The organism is Microcoleus sp. B3-D2 (genome assembly GCF_036705345.1).
GTDB lineage: Bacteria > Cyanobacteriota > Cyanobacteriia > Cyanobacteriales > Microcoleaceae > Microcoleus.
This window is the reverse complement of the sequence record NZ_JAUBUG010000068.1, coordinates 1-17999: the sequence shown is the minus strand read 5'-3', so window position 1 is coordinate 17999 and position 17999 is coordinate 1. Positions and strand designations below refer to the sequence as shown.

Sequence of the window (17999 nt, the reverse complement as noted above, 5' to 3'; positions counted from 1 at the left end):
AAACAGTCAATAGCCAACCGTCAACCGTCAACTAAATTCAAAGATTCAGTTTTTGACTTCTAAATTCTCAATATCATTTGCGGGTACTCCCAAACCTCGCAAAATAGTAAAAACCATAATTCGATACCCCGACGGATTCGGGTGAACTCCATCTGCCGCCAACAAATTCAGAGTTTTACCTGCGTGCTTTTGATACGTGCCGATAACTTCCCGAAAAGGCGCATTCAAATCAATAAACAAGCACTGATTCTCTGACGCAATTTCTTGCATCGCGGCAACATACTGTTGCAACCTGCTATTTTCTGGGCCGTCGATACTTTCCCCTATCAGAGTAGGAGAAAGCAGTACAACTCGAATTCCTGCGGCTTTTGCTGCCAGCACCATTTGAGTTATTTTCTCCCGATATTCTGGCACTTGCACTCCCGCCGACCAGTTGCCTTCCGGATAAAACTGATTGTTTGGGAAGTCGAAGAAAGCGTTCCAAACGTCGTTGACTCCGACATTAATCATCACTAAACCTGGCTTTTGGTCGATCGCATCTTTCTGGAAGCGCGCTTGCATATCAGTCGACTTGTTACCGCCGATCCCCGCGTTGACGATTTCGATTTGGCGATCGGGATAAAGGGCATTCAGATAGCGTTCCAGCAGCCAAACGTAACCTCCGGGGAATTTCGCGGCCTCGGTGATGCTGTCGCCCACTATCACAATTTTGCGCTTGCCGGCGAGGAAGTTCTGGATTTCTGGTGCCGGCGTTGCTTGGGATACGGATTCTTTAAACACTGGAATTAAGGAGTGAGGAAGGTTGAGGGCGATAATACCAGCAATTACGGCGATGGCAAGTCTAATTAAAAGTTGCCTCAGCCGGGGTTTGGGACGGAGCGATAGCGCATTAGGAGACATTACGCAGATTCCTACTAAAAGTCTAAGTATTTATGTCTGCAATAATATTATCCATTTGTGGTTTTTTTGTCACTTATTTCAATAAGTCAGTCCTGGAAAAACAGCAACCTGGTTTTGACGCCAACTCCCAAGTTATGAGCCTGAACGCAAAAACCTGATTGTTGACCCCGTATGCGTAAGTTTTACAAGTGAAATTACTGAGGTTTTTGCCCCCCTCATCTCTCTGTGTAATTGCCATCACAAAAAAACTCGCCAAATGTCACATGATTTCTGCTACTTACAGCACAACTTTAGAGTGGAAACGTGGTTTATAATATTGATCTGTTCAGGGAACAAGTTTTCATGGGAGGTTAAACCAATGGCAGCCAATTCAAATTTTTTATATCCTCAAATTCGCTATTACGGTGAAGTAAAGCCAGAAAATTTAGTATTTAATGCGAATTTACAAGAGTTTTCTCAGCGGGTGGGTTACATCAGCTCCTTGACATCTAACGGTAAAATCTCTGTAGAACAGGCATTTACTCAGATACAAACACTCTGGGAAGAGGTGGAAAACTCGAAAAAGCAGTTGGGAATTGGCGAAAATCCCTTTTCAGCTTGAATAATTAGCGGTAGGCTTTGACGTTGATTTACGCTGATTGATGCCGATCGATTAATCCACAGCTTAAGATGAAAAATGAAAAAGTAGCTAGTGGCGATCGACCTTTTTGCCTATGAGTTCCGACCTAGTTCCTCTCCTTCCCAAAGTATCCGTCGGCCGCCGCGCCGCGGCCCTCTGCATCGACGGAATCGCAGTTTGGCTGCCCAGTTTGCTTCTGGGCAATAATGCGATCGTCCAAACCATATTTTTTGTCCTGCTGTGGCTGATCCTGCGCGTACCCATCGTCAGGAAAAACCAAGGTCAAAGTCTCGGGCGCTGGGCCTTGGACATGAAAATTGCCGATACCAGATTCCAACGGATTCCCGGAGTGCAAGAACTGTGCAAGCGCGAGGCATTGCTGGGCATTTGCGTCGCCTTAGCCTTCGCAGGTATAGGGGGAATCACATCTACCAACGCTGCCGTCTTGCTGCTGATCCTGCCCCTCGCGATCGACTGTAGCGTTGCCCTCACCTCCGCCGAAAGGTTTCCCCAAGCTTTCCACGATCGCATCGGCGGGACGATCGTCGTCGGAGCCCGCCGCGGCTACTCCCTCGACATCAAAGTTAGAAGATTGCTTGACCAAGTGCAGAGCAATGTGAGAAGATAATAAATTGTGTTTAAATTAGTCGAAATTTATTTAGAATTATGGCTAAAGGCGTCCGCATCATAATTACTCTAGAGTGTACTGAGTGCCGTACAAACGTAAGCAAACGCTCAAAAGGCGTGTCTCGGTACACCACCACCAAGAACCGTCGCAACACGACGGCGCGGCTGGAACTCAAAAAGTTCTGCCCCCATTGCAACAGCCACACTGCCCACAAAGAGATCAAGTAGTGATTAGTCATTAGTCCTTAGTCATCAGTCATCAGTTGTTGGCAATTGATATTGTTCCGCGAAAAGCAGATAACTAACAAATGCTTTCTTGACGGCTAGCAACTAACGGCTAATAACTAAAAACTAACAGTCAACAGTCAACAGTCAACAGTCAACAAACAACAAACCATGACTTACTTTCGCCGGCGCGTTTCGCCCATCAAACCAGGAGACCCGATTGACTACAAAGATGTCGATTTGCTCAAAAAATACGTCACAGAACGCGGCAAAATTTTGCCCCGCCGGATTACAGGTTTGACTGCAAAACAGCAGCGAGACCTGACCAGAAGCATCAAAAGAGCAAGAATTGTAGCTTTGATGCCCTTCGTAAACCAAGAAGGTTAACAGGATTTGGGATTTTGGGTTTTAGATTTTGGACTGGGAATAAGACTTGCGCGAAAACAACATCTTTCTGTCATAAAAAAAGCAGCAAGAAGGCAGCGAACTAATCGCGGAATAGGGTTAATAGTCGCTGCAGCGCAAGTCTTAATCACAAGTCAAAAGTTAAAATATAAGCAAAAAACAGAAAACCTTTTGAGATTTTAACTTTCACAAACCAGAAAAATTGCCAATATCCAAAATCTAAAATCGCAAGCTCGAAACTCGATAAGTGGCCACGGTAAAAATCCAAAATCTCAAATATAAAGCTGGCAAGTGGAGAAGGGAACGTTAGTAGAATTTAGAATGCACGGCGACCGCCGTCTGGCAGTTGCCGATCGCCCCGACGGCAAGAAAAACTGGGTCGTGGTAGACGAAAACGGTCAACCGCACAGCATACCGCCCAAACAAATCACCTACGAAGTAGTGGGAGAAACTTACAAACCCTCCGACATTCCCAAATTTCTCAAAGAAGTAGAAGCCTACTCAGATCCGTCGAGTTTGGAAGTCGCTTGGGAACTTTTAGTCGGTGACGGAGAAACAGCAGATCCCGAATCCCTGGCAATGCTGCTATTTTCCGAACGCAGTGCCGCCCAGTGTTACGCGGCTTACTGTTTGCTATCAACAGACAAACTGTATTTCAAACAAAAGGGCGATCGCTACGAACCGCGACCGGCCGCCCAAGTAGCCGAAATCAAACACCAGCAAGAAGTAGAACAGCAGCGACACCAAGAATCCCAAGGATTTTGGGATCGAGTCAAACAGCGGCTGGCAGGGGAAAATGTAGATTGGGAACACAGCGATCGAACTCGCCTCGACGCCTTAGAACGCTTTGCCCTCCTCGGAGAAGAAGCAACACACCGCACCCCGGCCTTAGAAACTTTAGCCAGCTTAGAACGATCCGAAAACCCCGAAGCAGCATTTCAACTCCTAGTCGATCTCGGCCTGTGGAGTAGCCACGAAAACCTGTTTTTGCGGCGCAGCCAAATTCCCCTACAATTCTCCGCAAAGGTATTAGAAGTGGCCCAACGCTGCCTAGAAAATCCCCCAGCCGACTCCGACACAAATCGTCTCGATTTAACTCACCTCAAGGTTTACACGATCGACGACGAAAGCACCACCGAAATCGACGACGGCCTCAGCTTAGAATTCCTCGAAAACGGCCAGCAGCGCCTGTGGATACACATCGCCGATCCCACCCGCTTGCTTTCCCCCGGAGACGAACTCGACCTCGAAGCCAGAAAGCGCACCACTACGGTTTATCTGCCAACGGGAATGATTCCCATGTTTCCCCCAGCTTTGGCAACCGGGCCGATGAGTTTAATTCAAGGCCAAGAGTGTAGCGCGCTCAGCTTCAGCGTCACCTTAGACGAAATCGGCGCGGCTCAAGATTACAGCATCCACATCAGCACCATAAAACCCACCTACCGCTTGACCTACGATGACGTAGACGAAATGCTGGAGTTGGGAATCGAAGCAGAACCGGAAATAGCAGCGATCGCCTCTGCAGCAAAACTGCGCCAAAAATGGCGGGAAGCCCAAGGCGCAATCAGCATTTTCATGCCCGAATCCGTCATTAAAGTCAACGGCGACGACATCAAAATCCACGTCATCGACGACTCCACAGCCCGGATGCTAGTAGCCGAAATGATGATTTTAGCCGGCGAACTAGCAGCCCGCTACGGTCAAGCTAACAGCCTGCCCATACCCTACCGCTATCAGCCACAGCCCGAACTCCCTCCCGATGAAGAACTGCTGGCTGTACCTGCAGGCCCCGCCCGCGCTTGCGCCGTGCGCCGGTGTATGCCCCGCAGCGAAATGGGCCTCACCCCCGGACGCCACGCCGGCTTGGGTTTGGAATTATACACTCAAGTTACTTCCCCGATCCGTCGCTATACCGACTTGCTGACTCATTTCCAAATCAAAGCCCACCTGCGGGGCGAACCACTGCCTTTTACTGCTGAAGAAATACAGGACATTGTGATGTGTCTCGGCACCGCAGTTAAAGAAGCATCCACCGTAGAACGCCAAACCAACCGCTATTGGGGATTGGAATATTTGCGGCGCAACCCCGATGAAGTTTGGGAAGCTTTAATGCTGCGCTGGCTGAGGGAAGACAGCAATCTCGGATTGATTTTATTGGAAGATTTGGGTTTAGAATTGGCAATGCGATTTGGTCGATCGGTCGAAATAGGCGATCGGCTAGAAGTCAAAGTCACCCACTGCGATCCGCGATCTGATGTCATTAACTTCCAGGAAATGATATTTGAAGCCGCACAATAGGATTTTAGATTTTAGACTTTAGATTTTGGATTGCAAAAATCTGTGTTGAAGGCTGAAACTGAGGAGAAATCTCGTTTTTAGTCGAGTTTCTGACCCCCTCGCATCCCCCTTGTCAAGGGCAGGGGGGTAAAAAAGATGATGGGTTCATATCTAGTCCTGTAAAATAATCGTAATTCTTGTCAGGGCTAGTTCACCCCCGATCTGTAATATCAGCCAGAAATCCCGTAAACCCGTCCCGACAAAAATATTGGGGTCGATCGACTGGACATCATATCCCATCCAAGACGGGTAATACTTTTGACGTTAAATTGACACGGTTTGCTATCTCCTCTCTTCCTCCGTGTCCTCTGTGTCCTCTGCGGTTAATAAAAAAAACTTCAGCATCATAAAAATTGGAAAATTTTACCGCAGCCTAGTAATCTAAAATCTAAAATCTAAAATTTAAAATCGCAAAATGCCCAATTCAATTAGCCAAGTTCAGCCGCCGCTGGAATTCATACCCCCAGCCTACAACCCTCTAGTGATGCAAGGTTGTAAGCAAATATTCCCCTGGTGGCTGCGATTTCGGACGAGTATCAGCCAGGTTCAAGCCGAAAACGTCGAAACCCTCGCCGAACTATTCCACCAATTTCAAAATCAGAAAGTTCGCTTCTTGCTAGCCTTCCGCCACCCCAACTCTGACGATCCCTACTGTTTGGGACAACTAATTTGGAAACTCGTTCCCCAGGCAGCGCGCGCCAAAGGCATTCCCCTGCAATTCCCGGTACATTCCCACTTTATCTACGATCGCGGCATTCCTCTGTGGGCCGGTGCGGGAGTCGGCTGGTTGTATTCCCAACTCGGTGGCACTCCGATTGTTCGCGGTAAAATCGATCGCGCCGGATTGCGATCTGCGCGCGATTTATTTGCCAACAGCCAATTCCCGATCGCCGCCGCCCCAGAAGGCGCCACCAACGGTCACAATGAAATAGTGAGTCCCCTCGAACCGGGAATTGCTCAAATGAGCTTCTGGTGCGTTGAAGATTTGCTAAAAGCCGGACGCACCGAAAAAGTTTTAATTGTGCCGATCGGCATTCAATACCGCTATGTCAACCCACCTTGGCAACCCCTAGAAAAACTTTTAACTCAATTAGAAATTGATTGCGGACTGCCACCCTTAGATCGCACCGACCTCGCTAATTTAGAGACTGCAAATCCCGATTCCGAAAACCACAATCACAAATTCCAATATCTGCGCCTGATTCGACTGGGCAGCCATTTGCTAGCAGTAATGGAAGAGTTTTACAGCCGTTTTTATCATAAAGAAATACAGCCACAAACATCTATTTTAACATCATTATCCCTCCCCAACACACCGGGAAATGATTCGGGCAATGAAGTAATGATCGCTCGACTGAAAGCCCTGTTAGACGTGGGTCTGCAAGTAGGAGAAGAATATTTTAACTTAAAGCCCAAAGGCAGTTTAATAGACCGCTGCCGCCGTCTGGAACAAGCAGGATGGGAGTATATTTATCGAGAAGATATCAAAGATATTGCAGCACTTTCTCCCTTAGAAAGAGGATTAGCCGATCGCCTCGCTGAAGAAGCAAGTCTTCGGATGTGGCACATGAGACTTGTAGAAAGTTTCGTGTCCGTCACGGGCAGGTACGTCGCAGAACAACTGACAGCAGAACGTTTGGCAGAAACAACTTTACTGCTGTGGGACGTACTGGCTCGCATCAAAGGGGGAAATCCTTTCGGCAGACCGAAGTTGGGCAAACAGCAGGTACAAATGACCGTGGGCGAACCCATATCAGTGAGCGATCGTTGGGATCGATATCAAACCAGTCGCAGGTTAGCAGTTGCCGAACTCACTCAAGACTTGCAATCAGCTTTAGAAGCAATGATTAAATCTTAATTAGTCAGATAAGGAAGAGCTTCTAGGGAAGAAGGAATATATATTTTTCTTCACTACGTTTTTTTCTGGTGAATTATAAACAGATTGTTATAGACTTTTGGAATAGGTCTAATGAACCGCCAACCCTCACTCGACAATGAACCAATAAAAATTAGCGATGACTAACAAACCTATCGATTTGTCTACTAACTCAATTAAAATAAAACTGCTAAATAATTTAGCGCAGGAATTGCTCACACCGCTCACTTCTGTCCTCGGCATGGCAAGCGTGTTGAAACAAGAAATTTATGGCCCCTTAACGAGCAAGCAAAAAGAATATATTGACGTGATCCAAGACAGCAGCCGCTCTTTGCGATCGCTAGTTGAAGAAATTTTGGAACTGGCAGAACTAGATGATTCTGCTTTCACCTTGAAGCGAACCGCAATCGATATAGAAACTTTGTGCCAGCAGGTTGTGACAATCCTGTCGTCGGCGGCAAGTAGACGAGAGCAAGAAATTAATTTGTCGATGGGGCCCGGGTCGCGCATCTGGCTGGTAGATAAAGATAAGGTTCAGCAAATGCTGCACCACTTAATTTTTAGCATTATTCAATCTGCTGGGGCAGGCAGCGTGATTCGAGTCCACGTTTCTCGGAAAGAAGACGGTATCAACATCGGAGTTTGGGTTTTTCATCCTTGGTTAGGGGAAAGTTTGCCCCATGCTAAACTCTACACCGACTACTTGTTGAAGGCCGGATCTGGTAGCGGTTCGCCATCGCACTCCGAAACCGACTCCCTCGGACTCGAAGCGCAACTCCCGACACAGGGTTCGCAGCGATTAACGCTGGCGTTTTCTGAGTTGGCGGCTTTGGTGGCCCAGAATGCCGAGGATACCGCACCGGTGTTAGCTGGTTACGGGGCGCGGGAACGCTTGGGGCTGCTGCTTTGCTGCCAGTTGGTGGAAATTCAAGGCGGTCAACTCTCAATTCAAGGAGCCCCGGAATCTGGATATCGCTACGTGCTCTGGCTGCCCTGCACAAATGCTACGGAATTGTTGGAAGGGTAAAGAAGGAAGAAGGAAGAAGGAAGAAGGAAAAAGGAAGAGGGAAGAAGGAAGAGGGAAGAAGCAGTGTACAGGACGTAACTGCTGAAAGAAGGAAGAAAAATAACTCAACTTTTTTCAATTATCAATTCCCGATTACCAATTCCCGATTAGCGATTAGCGATTCCCAATTCCCAATTACCAATTACCGATTACAAAGTACAAATCTAAAATAGCAATGAATTCAGTTTGGCAACAGTTAACTCTGGCAAATTTGCCGCTATCTCAGTGGCAAAGTAGAAGTTATTTATTCAATTTGGCGATCGGCTCTTTACGCAGTTGGCGGCAGAGTAGCTGGCTGATGCAGTGGGCAGAACCCTTGGGTTTTGTTTTGCTGGCCTTGACTTTCGGTTTTGCGCCGTTTGTAAACAATGCCTTGGTGGGGGTATTGATGGCGGCTAGCGCTGCATTTTGGGTGCTGCTGACTGTTTCGGACGATCGCGACATCCCCTTCACACCGATTCATTTGCTGGTTCTGCTGTACTGGGGCATTGCCACCGTCGCAACGGCGATGTCGCCGGTCAAAGTCGCCGCTGCTACTGGTTGGAGCAAGCTAACGCTGTATTTGCTGTTTTTTGCGCTGATGGCTCGGATATTGCGATCGCCCCGTTGGCGATCGTGGTTAATTGCCGTATTTTTGAACGTCTCTTTAATTGTCAGTTTCTACGGCGTGCGGCAGTGGATTGATAAAGTGCCACCACTAGCTACTTGGAACGATCCGACTTCTACTCAAGCCAATGTCACGCGAGTTTACAGCTTTCTGGGAAATCCTAACTTGCTTGGTTCCTATTTACTGCCGGCCATTGCATTGAGCGCCGCCGCACTTTTTGTGTGGAAAGGATGGGGAACAAGAATTTTAGCGCTGACGATGCTGGTGGTGAATTGCGCGTGTTTGCGCTACACGGACAGCCGGGGTGCTTGGATCGGTTTTGTGGCTCTACTGGTGGTATTTTTAGTGCTGCTGTGGTACTGGTACAGCCCTTTGATGCCTCGGTTCTGGCGAACTTGGGCGCTGCCGTTAGGATTAGGAGGTTTGGCGGGAGCCTTAATTTTGGGAGTGGCTTTAGTGGACCCTCTGCGCGATCGAGTTTCGAGTATGTTTATCGGCCGAGGTGACAGCAGCAACAATTTTCGGATTAATGTTTGGACGGCGGTGGTTGACATGATTCGCGATCGACCAATTCTCGGAATTGGGCCGGGAAACACTGCTTTTAATAAAGTTTATCCGCTTTATATGAAGCCGAAATTCACTGCTTTGAGCGCTTATTCCGTGCTGCTGGAAATTGCGGTGGAAACCGGTTTTATCGGTTTAATGTGTTTCCTTTGGCTGATGACTGTCACCGTCAATCAAGGTTTGTTGCAGATCAAACATCTGCGGGATTCACAATTTAAGATCTCTAGTTTAGAGGAAGAATCCCAAAATCCCCAATCTCAAATCCAAAATCTCAAATCGAATCAGGGGTTTTGGTTGATTGGGGCGATCGCAACTTTAGCCGGCATGATGGCCCACGGTTTTGTCGATACAGTTTGGTACCGACCGGAAGTTAATATGCTTTGGTGGTTGATGGTGGCGATTATTGCTAGTTTTTACAGCAACTCGCATCAGCAGCAGCAAGATTCAGCTTGGACGGAGGGCGAGTAGAGAGAATTGGCGGGGCTTTTCTCCCCGCCCGGTGCGGATTCCAGGAATAGCCGATACAGCAATGATTAAGAGTTATATCAGTGCAAAAAAAGAATGCAGCTTTATGCAAGCTGCAAACCATTATAGCCATAAGTTATTTCCAATTCTTCAATTCTTAATCTCAAATCTCAAATGGTATAAGGTGCGGACGGCGCACCCTGCATACTACTACTACATACTACATACCTGTTGCTGTAAAGTGGTGATGGTACACTCTACAAAATTTATTGAAAATAAGCCTTATTCTTCGCTCTCCGGAGGCATGATGAATCTCGGACACGCATATTTTCCACCATTTTTATCTTTGCACTGTCGCATCGACTGACTCGAGTTGAACAGCATCTCGACTGATTCATTAACGGTAGATTTAACAGTCCGAGGAGTTGGCACTGCTTTTGAGGCTTGACTTAGCTCCAGTACCGTTATAATTGCCAGTATGGTTGATGAAAGCAAAACTGTGCGTTTCATTTATTTGTTTTTTCCTCGTTTAATCGTTGACGTGCCATCCCTATCCATATATCCTCATCGAATTCTTGAGAATCCGCATACTTTAGACAAATTTTCCACTGCGGTAGCGCTTCCTTAGTATTTTTCATCTTTTCTAGGACTTGCGCTTTTAAGCAGTAAGTTGCTGGTCCTTCACTATCAAGTTTAATCGCTGCATCCAGATGTTGCAATGCCTCTGAATATCGACCCTGTTCCAGCCGAGCCCATCCCAAGTTTTTGAGTAAAGAATATTTTACTCGATCGTCCTCCGCTAATTTCAAACCTTGCCACAGGAAGTGAACGGCAGCCGGATAGTTTTTTTGCTCGACGATATATAATCGAGCCAGATTGCTGTAAGCAGCAGGCAGACCGAGTTTTGCAGCTTGCAGATATTTTCCTCGGGCGCATTGTAAATCTTGCACCTCTTCGCAAAGCCATCCTAAATTGTAAAGAGCTGTTCGGCTTTTTGGATCTACCCAGAGCGCTAACTCATATGCTTTTTGGGTATCCGCCAATCGATTGGCTTTGTAGTTTTCAAACGCAATATTATTAAAAAAAGATGCCAGTTCCGGCAAAGCAATTTTCCAGCCGCCAAAGCCTACTGCTAGCATCAGCAAGAAGGCTCCCCACTTGGAGTTCTGATGCTTTTTGGCTGGCTCTTTCATGGCATTGAAAATGTTAGCTAATGGTGTCATTTTTAGCATTTTTTAACTTGAGAGTTGGGCGATATTTTGTTTGCCAGATTTAATTGCCACCCTAATGGCATCAGAGTCTTACGAAATGACTCAGGTTTGAGCTTATTTCTCATAAGAGTTTGTCAGTCCACAGCCAAATGCTTGGGTAATGCCCCACTACCCAGATGTATTCGAGCATAGGTTAATCATTCATGACGCTCCACAAGCCATCCGGATATTTTCAGGAAAAAGGAAGCGGGAATCAGGAAGAAGGTAGAACTGTTGCCTTACCTAAGTAATAATACTTAGTCGGCGGTCAGTCGATCGACAGTATGCGACTGTATGAGGAGATACAGCGTATTCCAGGTTTATGAAGTGTAGGGACTTACCCTAGGCCGTTTCCCTACGGGGATGAAACGAGCTGGGGTTTAGTTCATCAACATAGAATCTGCTGTAAGATGGGCTCCGGTGAAATAACTCTAACTAAGTTTGTAGTGACGATAGAAGTCCTCAAAATCCTCCAGGGAGGATTTTGAAAAATATTATGATGAGTAATTAACCGAACTCGATTTAAAATAGCCAATCATTAATGAGCAATCACCAATCATGAATCATTAAGGACTCCTGACTAATAAACATCTCCATAACTTAACTTTCAACCTTCGAGTAGCAAAGGTTGTAGTTTCTTTTTCGGAGATGTTTAATGACTAATGACTAATGACTAATATTGCTTCATCGCTCTTTCCATATCCCGCTTGTCTTCGCGTTTCTTCAAATCTTCGCGCTTGTCGTACAGTTTTTTCCCTTTACCCAAACCGATATCGAGTTTTACCCAGCCGCCTTTCAAATACATTTTTAACGGCACTAAAGTCAAACCTTTTTCTTCGACTTTACCTATCAATTTGCGAATTTCCTGCTTGTGCATCAGCAATTTCCGAGTGCGGCGGGGTTCGTGATTAAAATAGTCGCTAGCACTTCTCCAAGGCGAAATGTGAACGTTGATCAGCCACAGTTCCCCGTTCCGAACTAAACCATATCCGTCCCGCAAATTGGCTTTTCCTTCCCGAATTGATTTGACTTCGGTTCCCTTCAACTCGATGCCCACTTGGTATGTCTCTATAATTTCATAGAGATGGCGCGCTTGTCGGTTATCGCTAACAATTTTGTATCCTGGGCTTTTTTCGCTCATTTTTACCTCCGCTAAAATTAATTATTATAACGCTAGCTTCTCTGTAGAGAAAATCGAAGCTTGACAAAACTTAAATAATCGATCTAGACATTACCAATTTGGCTGAGCTAAGATGTCACCAACGTGAATGTCAAGCAGTATCATGCAGCGCACCAATATCACTGATTCTGCAATTCCAGATTCTGTTACTCCTCATCCTGCGGTTAATTGGGTTTGGCTGCCTCCTTTTTTACTGGCGCTTGCTTGGTTTTGGGCCAATATCTCGGCTGTTAAGTGGCTGTTATCCTCATTTGTTGACATACCCACACTGTACAAGATAGTAATTGGCTTTCTGATTGTAGCATTAGTAGTGCGATCGATTGGGAACTCCGTTAGCGCAGCCCTCGAAGAGGATCGCCCGCCGGGATTTTCACCAAATTTCGTTTTGAGGCGAGATCCGCTGCTGTTGATGTTGGGTGCGGGCATTTGCTCGATCGCGCTTCAGTACATAATTGATATCAAACAAATTACTGTCCTGCTATTTATCCTCGGAACTTACGGGCTGTGCGGCTTATTGGTGGAGCAGAACTTTTGGCAAAAAAACTTGCCAGTTGCGGGCTTGCTGGCTTGTATTTTACCATTCAACAGTCAGTTTAATAGCGGATTAGGTTTGCCGGCGCGAGTGCTGACTGCTCAGGTAGTAGAACAGTTGCTTTCAATGCTGCACGTTGGCGCTATTTCTTCTTACGATATTATCGTTTTGGAAAACGGCATCGCTCACGTTGACGTGCCTTGTAGCGGCATTAAAACCCTCTTAGTCGGAACGCTATTTTTGCTAGCTGCTACCTGGCTGGAAGGGCGTAAATTGAGTTTAAGATGGCTAGCAGTCGGCGCTGCTAATCTCTTAATGTTGGTGTCTGCTAACGCTGCGCGGGTTGCCGTGTTAGTCCTGGTTTCCGAAGTGTTTAAGCAGCCAAAAATAGCAGAAATTATTCACGTTCCTCTGGGAATTGTCGGTTTAGTATGTGCTTGTTTTGTGACCTGGTTAATGCTGCAACGAGTACCGAAATTTCAGCCAGAAAAAATCAGCGGTATTTCTGCAAAAGCCAACTCAGAAATACTCCCTAATCACCCTTTAGCCAAACCAGGAATAATTGCAGCAGTCACAGTTCTGGCAGTCATTGCTCAACTTTCTCATGTAGAAACGTCAAAAATGGCGATCGCACCTTTAAGATTGCCTGAATACATTAAATCAGAGTCAATTCCCCTGAATGCTGGCGAACAAAAATTCTTTGGCAACTATCCAGACACGCAAACACAAAAAATCAGATTTGTCGTCGGCAACTTGCGCGGTTCCATGCTCACAGTAGCGAGCAAATCCTGGCAAACTTATCATGCCCCCGAGTTGTGTTTTGTAGCGAGCGGAATTCCCGTCAATCGCATAGAAAAAAAACAACTAACTCCTTCAGTAACAGCCCGGTGGCTGTCTCTCAAAAACAACCAACTATCCGCTACATACTGGCTACAATCTGCACAGCAAACTACCGATAACTTCTTGTCGCGCATCGGCAGCGATCTCACTCACAAAAATCACAACTGGGTGCTAGTTTCTATTTTATTTGACAGTTCGCTACAAGCAGAAAATCATGAAGTAAAAGAGTTTGCTGGTAACGTATACGATACCGTTAAAAAAAGCTTACAAGGAGAAATGAATGAAAATTAAACAGGTATTTGATGGAATTTTTAAAACAATTTTTTGGCTGTGGAATTTGACATTTTTATCGATTGTTTACTTGGGAATTTTGCCGATTATAGGAGTGCCATTAATTATGGCGACAATCGATGGCATCATCCCGCTAGAGTTTACTGTGACGATGGCAGCTACGATCGCAGTACCCACTGTATGTACAGTAATAGGAGCTAGGCGTTTTCGCAAGCAACCCCTAGAGCTAATGCGTTGGTTTTACGGCGTAGAAGCACCGCTATTTTTGCTGTGTTTGCTCCGCTTGTTCCTGCTGCGAGAACTCACCCCAGCTAGTTATCAAATCATCGCTACTATTGCTTTGTGCATTGCAGCATTTTCAGTGGAAATGCTGTACGGCTATCTGGGTAAAAAAGAAAATGTTCAAAATATCTCAGATTCTCAAACTTCCCATAATAAACAGCATCGTTTTTTAAGCTTAATCCGAGAAAAACGAAGTGCGTGGCTGCAATTAGGATGCCACAGCTTAATGCTAGTAGTGGGGACTTGGGCGGCAACATTGCTGATGTATTACGCTGTACCTGTGGCCTTATATACACTTTATGGATTCTTATCTGTAGTCATTGAATTTTTCAAGTTTACATGGGTATCAGCATTTTGGGATATCTTTAGATACGGGGGCTGGATCTGGGGTTTAATTTGGATACCGCTATCCTTTATATCGTTTGGTTTAACCTGTAGCTTATTCGTTGTCATGCCTTCGCTGTACGGCTTTCTCTACATTCATTCCGGGCGGAAAATATGGCAGAGTTTTGCTGCACAATACGGGAAAAATAAAGCGATAATCGGAAGTTTAGGAGTAATAGCAGCTTGGCTGGCTATTTTCTCCGCTTTGCAGCAGCAGCCACAAGTTGCAGCACTGAAAATGCTGGCGAGTCCCCCCGCAAATGACACGGTTCGCCAAACTTTATTAGCCAAGTCTGATATGATTCGATCGGGCTTAGTTAACGCTTATTTGTCCCCTTACCGCTACCTCAGCACTGTAGGAGAAAACAACCACATTTATGCGATATACAAAAATAGTTTGAATTTGCCTGACCAAGCGGCTCAAACGGTGCAGAATAGCTATAATTTTTTAATGTCACCGTTTTTGTATCAAGGCTCTAGTGCTGATGTGGAAAAAGCCGAAAAACTCTACGGCGAATTCTTCGATACGGAACTGCAAAAAGGCGACACAGAAGCAGTAAAACACGCGGTGCAGTCAACATCAAACCGGGAAGAAGCTAAAGCGGGTTTGCTCAATGTCAATCAAGAAAAAGTGTGGCTGCAGTCGCAAGAAGTGACAGTCAAAGAAAACGGCGACTGGGCTGACGTTCAACTCTACGAAGTTTACAAAAATCAAACGCCGAACTTGCAAGAAGTATTCTACTACTTTTCCTTACCGGAAAGCGCCGCAGTTACAGGAGTTTGGCTGGGAGATACTGGCGATTTAAACAAACGTTTTGTATTTACGGTATCGCCTAGAGGTGCCGCCCAGCAAGTCTACAATCAACAGGTAGTAGAAAGAGTCGATCCGGCTTTGCTAGAACAAATTGGCCCCAAACAATACCGCTTGCGGGCTTTTCCAATCCCGGCTAAACGAGAAGTCATCCAAACTGGAGGGCCAACGGAAATGCACCTGTGGCTTACTTACAAAGTCATGCGCCAACCGCAGGGTTGGGCTATGCCTGTTTTGGCTGAGAAACGCAACATTTTTTGGAACCAAAATACTCGCCGCACGATCGCCGGAAAAGAGGTAAAATACAGCGGGAAAGAAGCAAGAGAAACTTGGCTACCACCCTTTTTGCCCGCAGTCGCACAGCAACCTCTAACAGCGCAGCAGGCGATTCTATCGGAAGGAAATATCATTTCTGCTAAGCCGCTGGCTGATGCAAATTACTCGTTACCGCAAGGCAAAAAATTGGCAGTTATTCTCGATACTTCCCGCAGCATGGCGGCCCAAAAGAAGGAAGTAAAAGAGACTTTTGAATGGTTGAAAGCGAATGCAGCCGGCAAAAATGCTGTTGATTTGTATGTCGCCAGCGCTGCGGGAATGCCACCTAAGTTGGTGGAAGATGTACGCAATTTCGATGCCGCAAAGGTGACGTTTTACGGTACAATCCAGCTCAAAGATATGCTGCAACAGTTTGCACAGTTGCGGGGCGATAAAAGTTACGATACTGTATTTGTGGTGAGCGATCGCCACAGTTACGAATTGTCGGACGATCGCAAACCTAAACTTTCCATCTCTGCACCCCTATGGACAGTGCATTTGGGAGGTTTGCCCCCCGGCTACGACGACGTAACTTTGAAGGTTATTCAAGATAGCGGCGGCGGAGTTGCTACAGATATGAAAGAGGCGATGCAGCGAGTAGCAACCACAGCATCTTCGGGCCAATCTACCGTTAGTGTTGTTGACGGCTATGTTTGGAGTTATGCCAAAACGCCACAGTCGGGAAAAACCGCAAAATCGGCGCCAGTTGCAGAGTCCAAAAATGCCGGAAATGAAGGCTTTAAACCGATAGCTGCGCGGCAGTTGATAACTGCACTTAGCAAGCAGAAAAGTTCAAATCAACTGACGCAACTGGATGCGATGCACGCAGTAGCTAAAAATTTCAAAGTGGTGACGCCTTATTCTTCGATGATTGTGTTAGTTAATGACGCGCAAAGGGAGCAGCTAAAAGCAGCGGAAGCTAAGAGCGATCGATTTGACAGAGAGGTAGAATCCGGTAAGGAACAGTTGAGTAAGCCGAATAATCCTCTGAATGTTTTGGGGGTTCCTGAACCAGAAGAATGGCTGCTTTTGGCGGTAGGTGCGATCGGGCTTTTGGCGATTTTCTTCCGTCAGCGGCGCGCGAAAATGGTAGGTTGAAAGTAAATCCGGGTTGGCTACTCCCTCGATGGTTCGGCGGTTGAAACCGATCCTTGTCAAACAAAGTCTGCCTGCGTAGACTAAGAGAGTGAGGGAGTATTTAAGCCGGACTTGATATCAAATATTAATCTACAGTCGTCTTTAGACGACTTTAGCTATGAGACAGGGGTTTAAACCCCTGTCGGACGTAGCTAAGACTAATAACTAATCTATCTCGACAAAAACGCGATCGCCCTCAATCTTTACCGGATAAGATTCCAGGGCATCGCTGGGCGCATTCAAACATTTACCAGTATCTAATTTGTACTGATATTTATGAAACGGACAGGTAATGATACCGCTGCTTACCTTACCCATGTCGATCGGATATTCTAAATGAGTGCAAGCATTGCGGTAACAAGTGACATTCAGGCCTTGACGATTCAAAATCAGCGAAGTACCCTCAACTTTTACCTTCAAAATATCCCATTCGGGAACTTGATTCAGCCCTGTTATCTCTACCCACATATAATCTTTCTCGGTTTAAATAAATTATGACAGAATGATAGGTGCTCGGCTTTACAATCCAGGTAAGTTATAAGTTGCAAATTTAGCTGAGCTGTGACATAATATATCAAAAATTTCTATTTATGAACTTCAAAATCTTGACGGAACTCCTGACAGGGTTAGTTATTTCGACCAGCACAGTAGCGCTGTTTTGTCAACCCAGCCAAGCGAGAAATAATAGCTTTTTCTGCGCTACTCTCAACAGGCTGCCTGTCACCTTCGCTCGTAACTCGCGGGGGAATGTGCCACTCGTCCGCTGGACTTCTAATAACTATTTTCCGCCGCCGTGGACGGCCCAAAGACGCTGCCAAGAGGTAGGCAGAAGATTTCAGCGCAACTACGACAACGGTACTCTCAAATATATTAACACTGGGACTCTGAACGGAGAACCCGTGGTGTGCGCTGCTGTTAACAAAGACGATGCTTGTACGAATAGGACTTTGCTATTCACTCTCAAGCGGGGGAGTGATGCTGACGCTACGTTGCAGAGATTAATGGATCGTCGCGGCTTAGGGGCTGGATATATACTATCTGAAACTGGGCCTGGTTCTGTTGATGTGGAGAAATATCTGGAGGAGACACCTGTTGAGGAAGAGGAAAATGTTTCTCCTATTTCACCATAGGCGATTCGTATTCATTATAGCTACTCGATCGCCCTAGCGCGTGTTTTCAAACCCGGAGATCCCCCCTAGCCCCCCTTAGTAAGCTATGCCTTACTCACATCTTTCTTAACAAAGGCGCTCCGGCCCCGCCCGGAGCGACCTCCGGGCGATGGCTCC

The 17999-nt window shown here is 46.3% G+C and carries 16 protein-coding genes; 11 read left to right on the top strand and 5 right to left on the bottom strand.

Features of this window, described 5'->3' with window-relative positions:
- Positions 1-45: 45 nt before the first annotated feature.
- Positions 46-900 (bottom strand): SGNH/GDSL hydrolase family protein, encoded by an 855-nt coding sequence (locus QUB14_RS22355; RefSeq protein ID WP_333219292.1) that lies wholly within the window; start codon positions 898-900, stop codon positions 46-48.
- 358 nt (positions 901-1258) lie between these two features.
- Between QUB14_RS22355 and QUB14_RS22350 the strand changes: the two genes are divergently transcribed.
- From QUB14_RS22350 to QUB14_RS22315, 8 genes are all read left to right on the top strand, one after another.
- The gene (locus QUB14_RS22350) at positions 1259-1501 is read left to right on the top strand and encodes a DUF7219 family protein (RefSeq protein WP_333219290.1); all 243 of its coding nucleotides are present in this window, start codon (positions 1259-1261) and stop codon (positions 1499-1501) included.
- Positions 1502-1613: 112 nt separating this feature from the next.
- Entirely contained in the window at positions 1614-2147 is a 534-nt protein-coding gene (locus tag QUB14_RS22345) for an RDD family protein (protein ID WP_333219288.1), read from the top strand.
- Between the two features lie 38 nt (positions 2148-2185).
- A complete protein-coding gene (gene rpmG, locus QUB14_RS22340; RefSeq protein ID WP_006631376.1) occupies positions 2186-2374 on the top strand; it encodes a 50S ribosomal protein L33 in 189 nt (62 codons plus the stop codon).
- 168 nt (positions 2375-2542) lie between these two features.
- On the top strand, positions 2543-2758 hold the full coding sequence (gene rpsR, locus QUB14_RS22335; protein ID WP_006631377.1) for a 30S ribosomal protein S18: 216 nt from the start codon (positions 2543-2545) through the stop codon (positions 2756-2758).
- A 309-nt stretch (positions 2759-3067) separates the two neighbouring features.
- Entirely contained in the window at positions 3068-5074 is a 2007-nt protein-coding gene (locus tag QUB14_RS22330; RefSeq protein ID WP_333219286.1) for a ribonuclease R family protein, read from the top strand.
- Between the two features lie 454 nt (positions 5075-5528).
- On the top strand, positions 5529-6971 hold the full coding sequence (locus QUB14_RS22325) for a 1-acyl-sn-glycerol-3-phosphate acyltransferase (protein WP_333219285.1): 1443 nt from the start codon (positions 5529-5531) through the stop codon (positions 6969-6971).
- 157 nt (positions 6972-7128) lie between these two features.
- Entirely contained in the window at positions 7129-8016 is an 888-nt protein-coding gene (locus QUB14_RS22320; RefSeq protein WP_333219283.1) for a histidine kinase dimerization/phospho-acceptor domain-containing protein, read from the top strand.
- A gap of 214 nt (positions 8017-8230) precedes the next feature.
- Positions 8231-9694, top strand: a complete 1464-nt coding sequence (locus QUB14_RS22315; protein WP_333219281.1) for an IctB family putative bicarbonate transporter — start codon at positions 8231-8233, stop codon at positions 9692-9694.
- Between the two features lie 279 nt (positions 9695-9973).
- Here QUB14_RS22315 and QUB14_RS22310 read toward each other — a convergent pair whose 3' ends face one another.
- The 3 genes from QUB14_RS22310 to smpB form a co-directional block, all read right to left on the bottom strand.
- On the bottom strand, positions 9974-10201 hold the full coding sequence (locus tag QUB14_RS22310; protein ID WP_333219279.1) for an Osc7112_2153 family protein: 228 nt from the start codon (positions 10199-10201) through the stop codon (positions 9974-9976).
- Positions 10198-10914 carry a tetratricopeptide repeat protein gene (locus tag QUB14_RS22305; protein ID WP_333219277.1) on the bottom strand — a complete coding sequence of 239 codons (717 nt, stop codon included), beginning with the start codon at positions 10912-10914 and terminating at the stop codon, positions 10198-10200. Before QUB14_RS22305 ends, QUB14_RS22310 begins: the two co-directional genes overlap by 4 nt.
- A gap of 700 nt (positions 10915-11614) precedes the next feature.
- Complete coding sequence (gene smpB, locus QUB14_RS22300) at positions 11615-12082, bottom strand: SsrA-binding protein SmpB (protein ID WP_190658630.1); 468 nt, start codon at positions 12080-12082, stop codon at positions 11615-11617.
- A 127-nt stretch (positions 12083-12209) separates the two neighbouring features.
- Here smpB and xrtO point away from each other — a divergent pair, with 127 nt between their 5' ends.
- Entirely contained in the window at positions 12210-13784 is a 1575-nt protein-coding gene (gene xrtO / locus QUB14_RS22295; RefSeq protein ID WP_333219274.1) for an exosortase O, read from the top strand.
- A complete protein-coding gene (locus QUB14_RS22290) occupies positions 13774-16674 on the top strand; it encodes a TIGR02921 family PEP-CTERM protein (protein ID WP_333219272.1) in 2901 nt (966 codons plus the stop codon). Before xrtO ends, QUB14_RS22290 begins: the two co-directional genes overlap by 11 nt.
- A gap of 204 nt (positions 16675-16878) precedes the next feature.
- Here QUB14_RS22290 and QUB14_RS22285 read toward each other — a convergent pair whose 3' ends face one another.
- Complete coding sequence (locus QUB14_RS22285) at positions 16879-17181, bottom strand: Rieske (2Fe-2S) protein (protein WP_333219270.1); 303 nt, start codon at positions 17179-17181, stop codon at positions 16879-16881.
- 122 nt (positions 17182-17303) lie between these two features.
- Between QUB14_RS22285 and QUB14_RS22280 the strand changes: the two genes are divergently transcribed.
- Positions 17304-17843 (top strand): COP23 domain-containing protein, encoded by a 540-nt coding sequence (locus tag QUB14_RS22280; protein ID WP_333219268.1) that lies wholly within the window; start codon positions 17304-17306, stop codon positions 17841-17843.
- Positions 17844-17999: the final 156 nt, after the last annotated feature.

Excerpts from the sequence above, each read along its gene's own strand:
- QUB14_RS22355 (WP_333219292.1), bottom strand. The coding sequence starts at position 900 with ATGTCTCCTAATGCGCTATCGCTCCGTCCCAAACCCCGGCTGAGGCAA.
- QUB14_RS22350 (WP_333219290.1), top strand. The coding sequence starts at position 1,259 with ATGGCAGCCAATTCAAATTTTTTATATCCTCAAATTCGCTATTACGGT.
- QUB14_RS22345 (WP_333219288.1), top strand. The coding sequence starts at position 1,614 with ATGAGTTCCGACCTAGTTCCTCTCCTTCCCAAAGTATCCGTCGGCCGC.
- rpmG (WP_006631376.1), top strand. The coding sequence starts at position 2,186 with ATGGCTAAAGGCGTCCGCATCATAATTACTCTAGAGTGTACTGAGTGC.
- rpsR (WP_006631377.1), top strand. The coding sequence starts at position 2,543 with ATGACTTACTTTCGCCGGCGCGTTTCGCCCATCAAACCAGGAGACCCG.
- QUB14_RS22325 (WP_333219285.1), top strand. The coding sequence starts at position 5,529 with ATGCCCAATTCAATTAGCCAAGTTCAGCCGCCGCTGGAATTCATACCC.
- QUB14_RS22320 (WP_333219283.1), top strand. The coding sequence starts at position 7,129 with ATGACTAACAAACCTATCGATTTGTCTACTAACTCAATTAAAATAAAA.
- QUB14_RS22315 (WP_333219281.1), top strand. The coding sequence starts at position 8,231 with ATGAATTCAGTTTGGCAACAGTTAACTCTGGCAAATTTGCCGCTATCT.
- QUB14_RS22310 (WP_333219279.1), bottom strand. The coding sequence starts at position 10,201 with ATGAAACGCACAGTTTTGCTTTCATCAACCATACTGGCAATTATAACG.
- QUB14_RS22305 (WP_333219277.1), bottom strand. The coding sequence starts at position 10,914 with ATGACACCATTAGCTAACATTTTCAATGCCATGAAAGAGCCAGCCAAA.
- smpB (WP_190658630.1), bottom strand. The coding sequence starts at position 12,082 with ATGAGCGAAAAAAGCCCAGGATACAAAATTGTTAGCGATAACCGACAA.
- xrtO (WP_333219274.1), top strand. The coding sequence starts at position 12,210 with ATGTCAAGCAGTATCATGCAGCGCACCAATATCACTGATTCTGCAATT.
- QUB14_RS22290 (WP_333219272.1), top strand. The coding sequence starts at position 13,774 with ATGAAAATTAAACAGGTATTTGATGGAATTTTTAAAACAATTTTTTGG.
- QUB14_RS22285 (WP_333219270.1), bottom strand. The coding sequence starts at position 17,181 with ATGTGGGTAGAGATAACAGGGCTGAATCAAGTTCCCGAATGGGATATT.
- QUB14_RS22280 (WP_333219268.1), top strand. The coding sequence starts at position 17,304 with ATGAACTTCAAAATCTTGACGGAACTCCTGACAGGGTTAGTTATTTCG.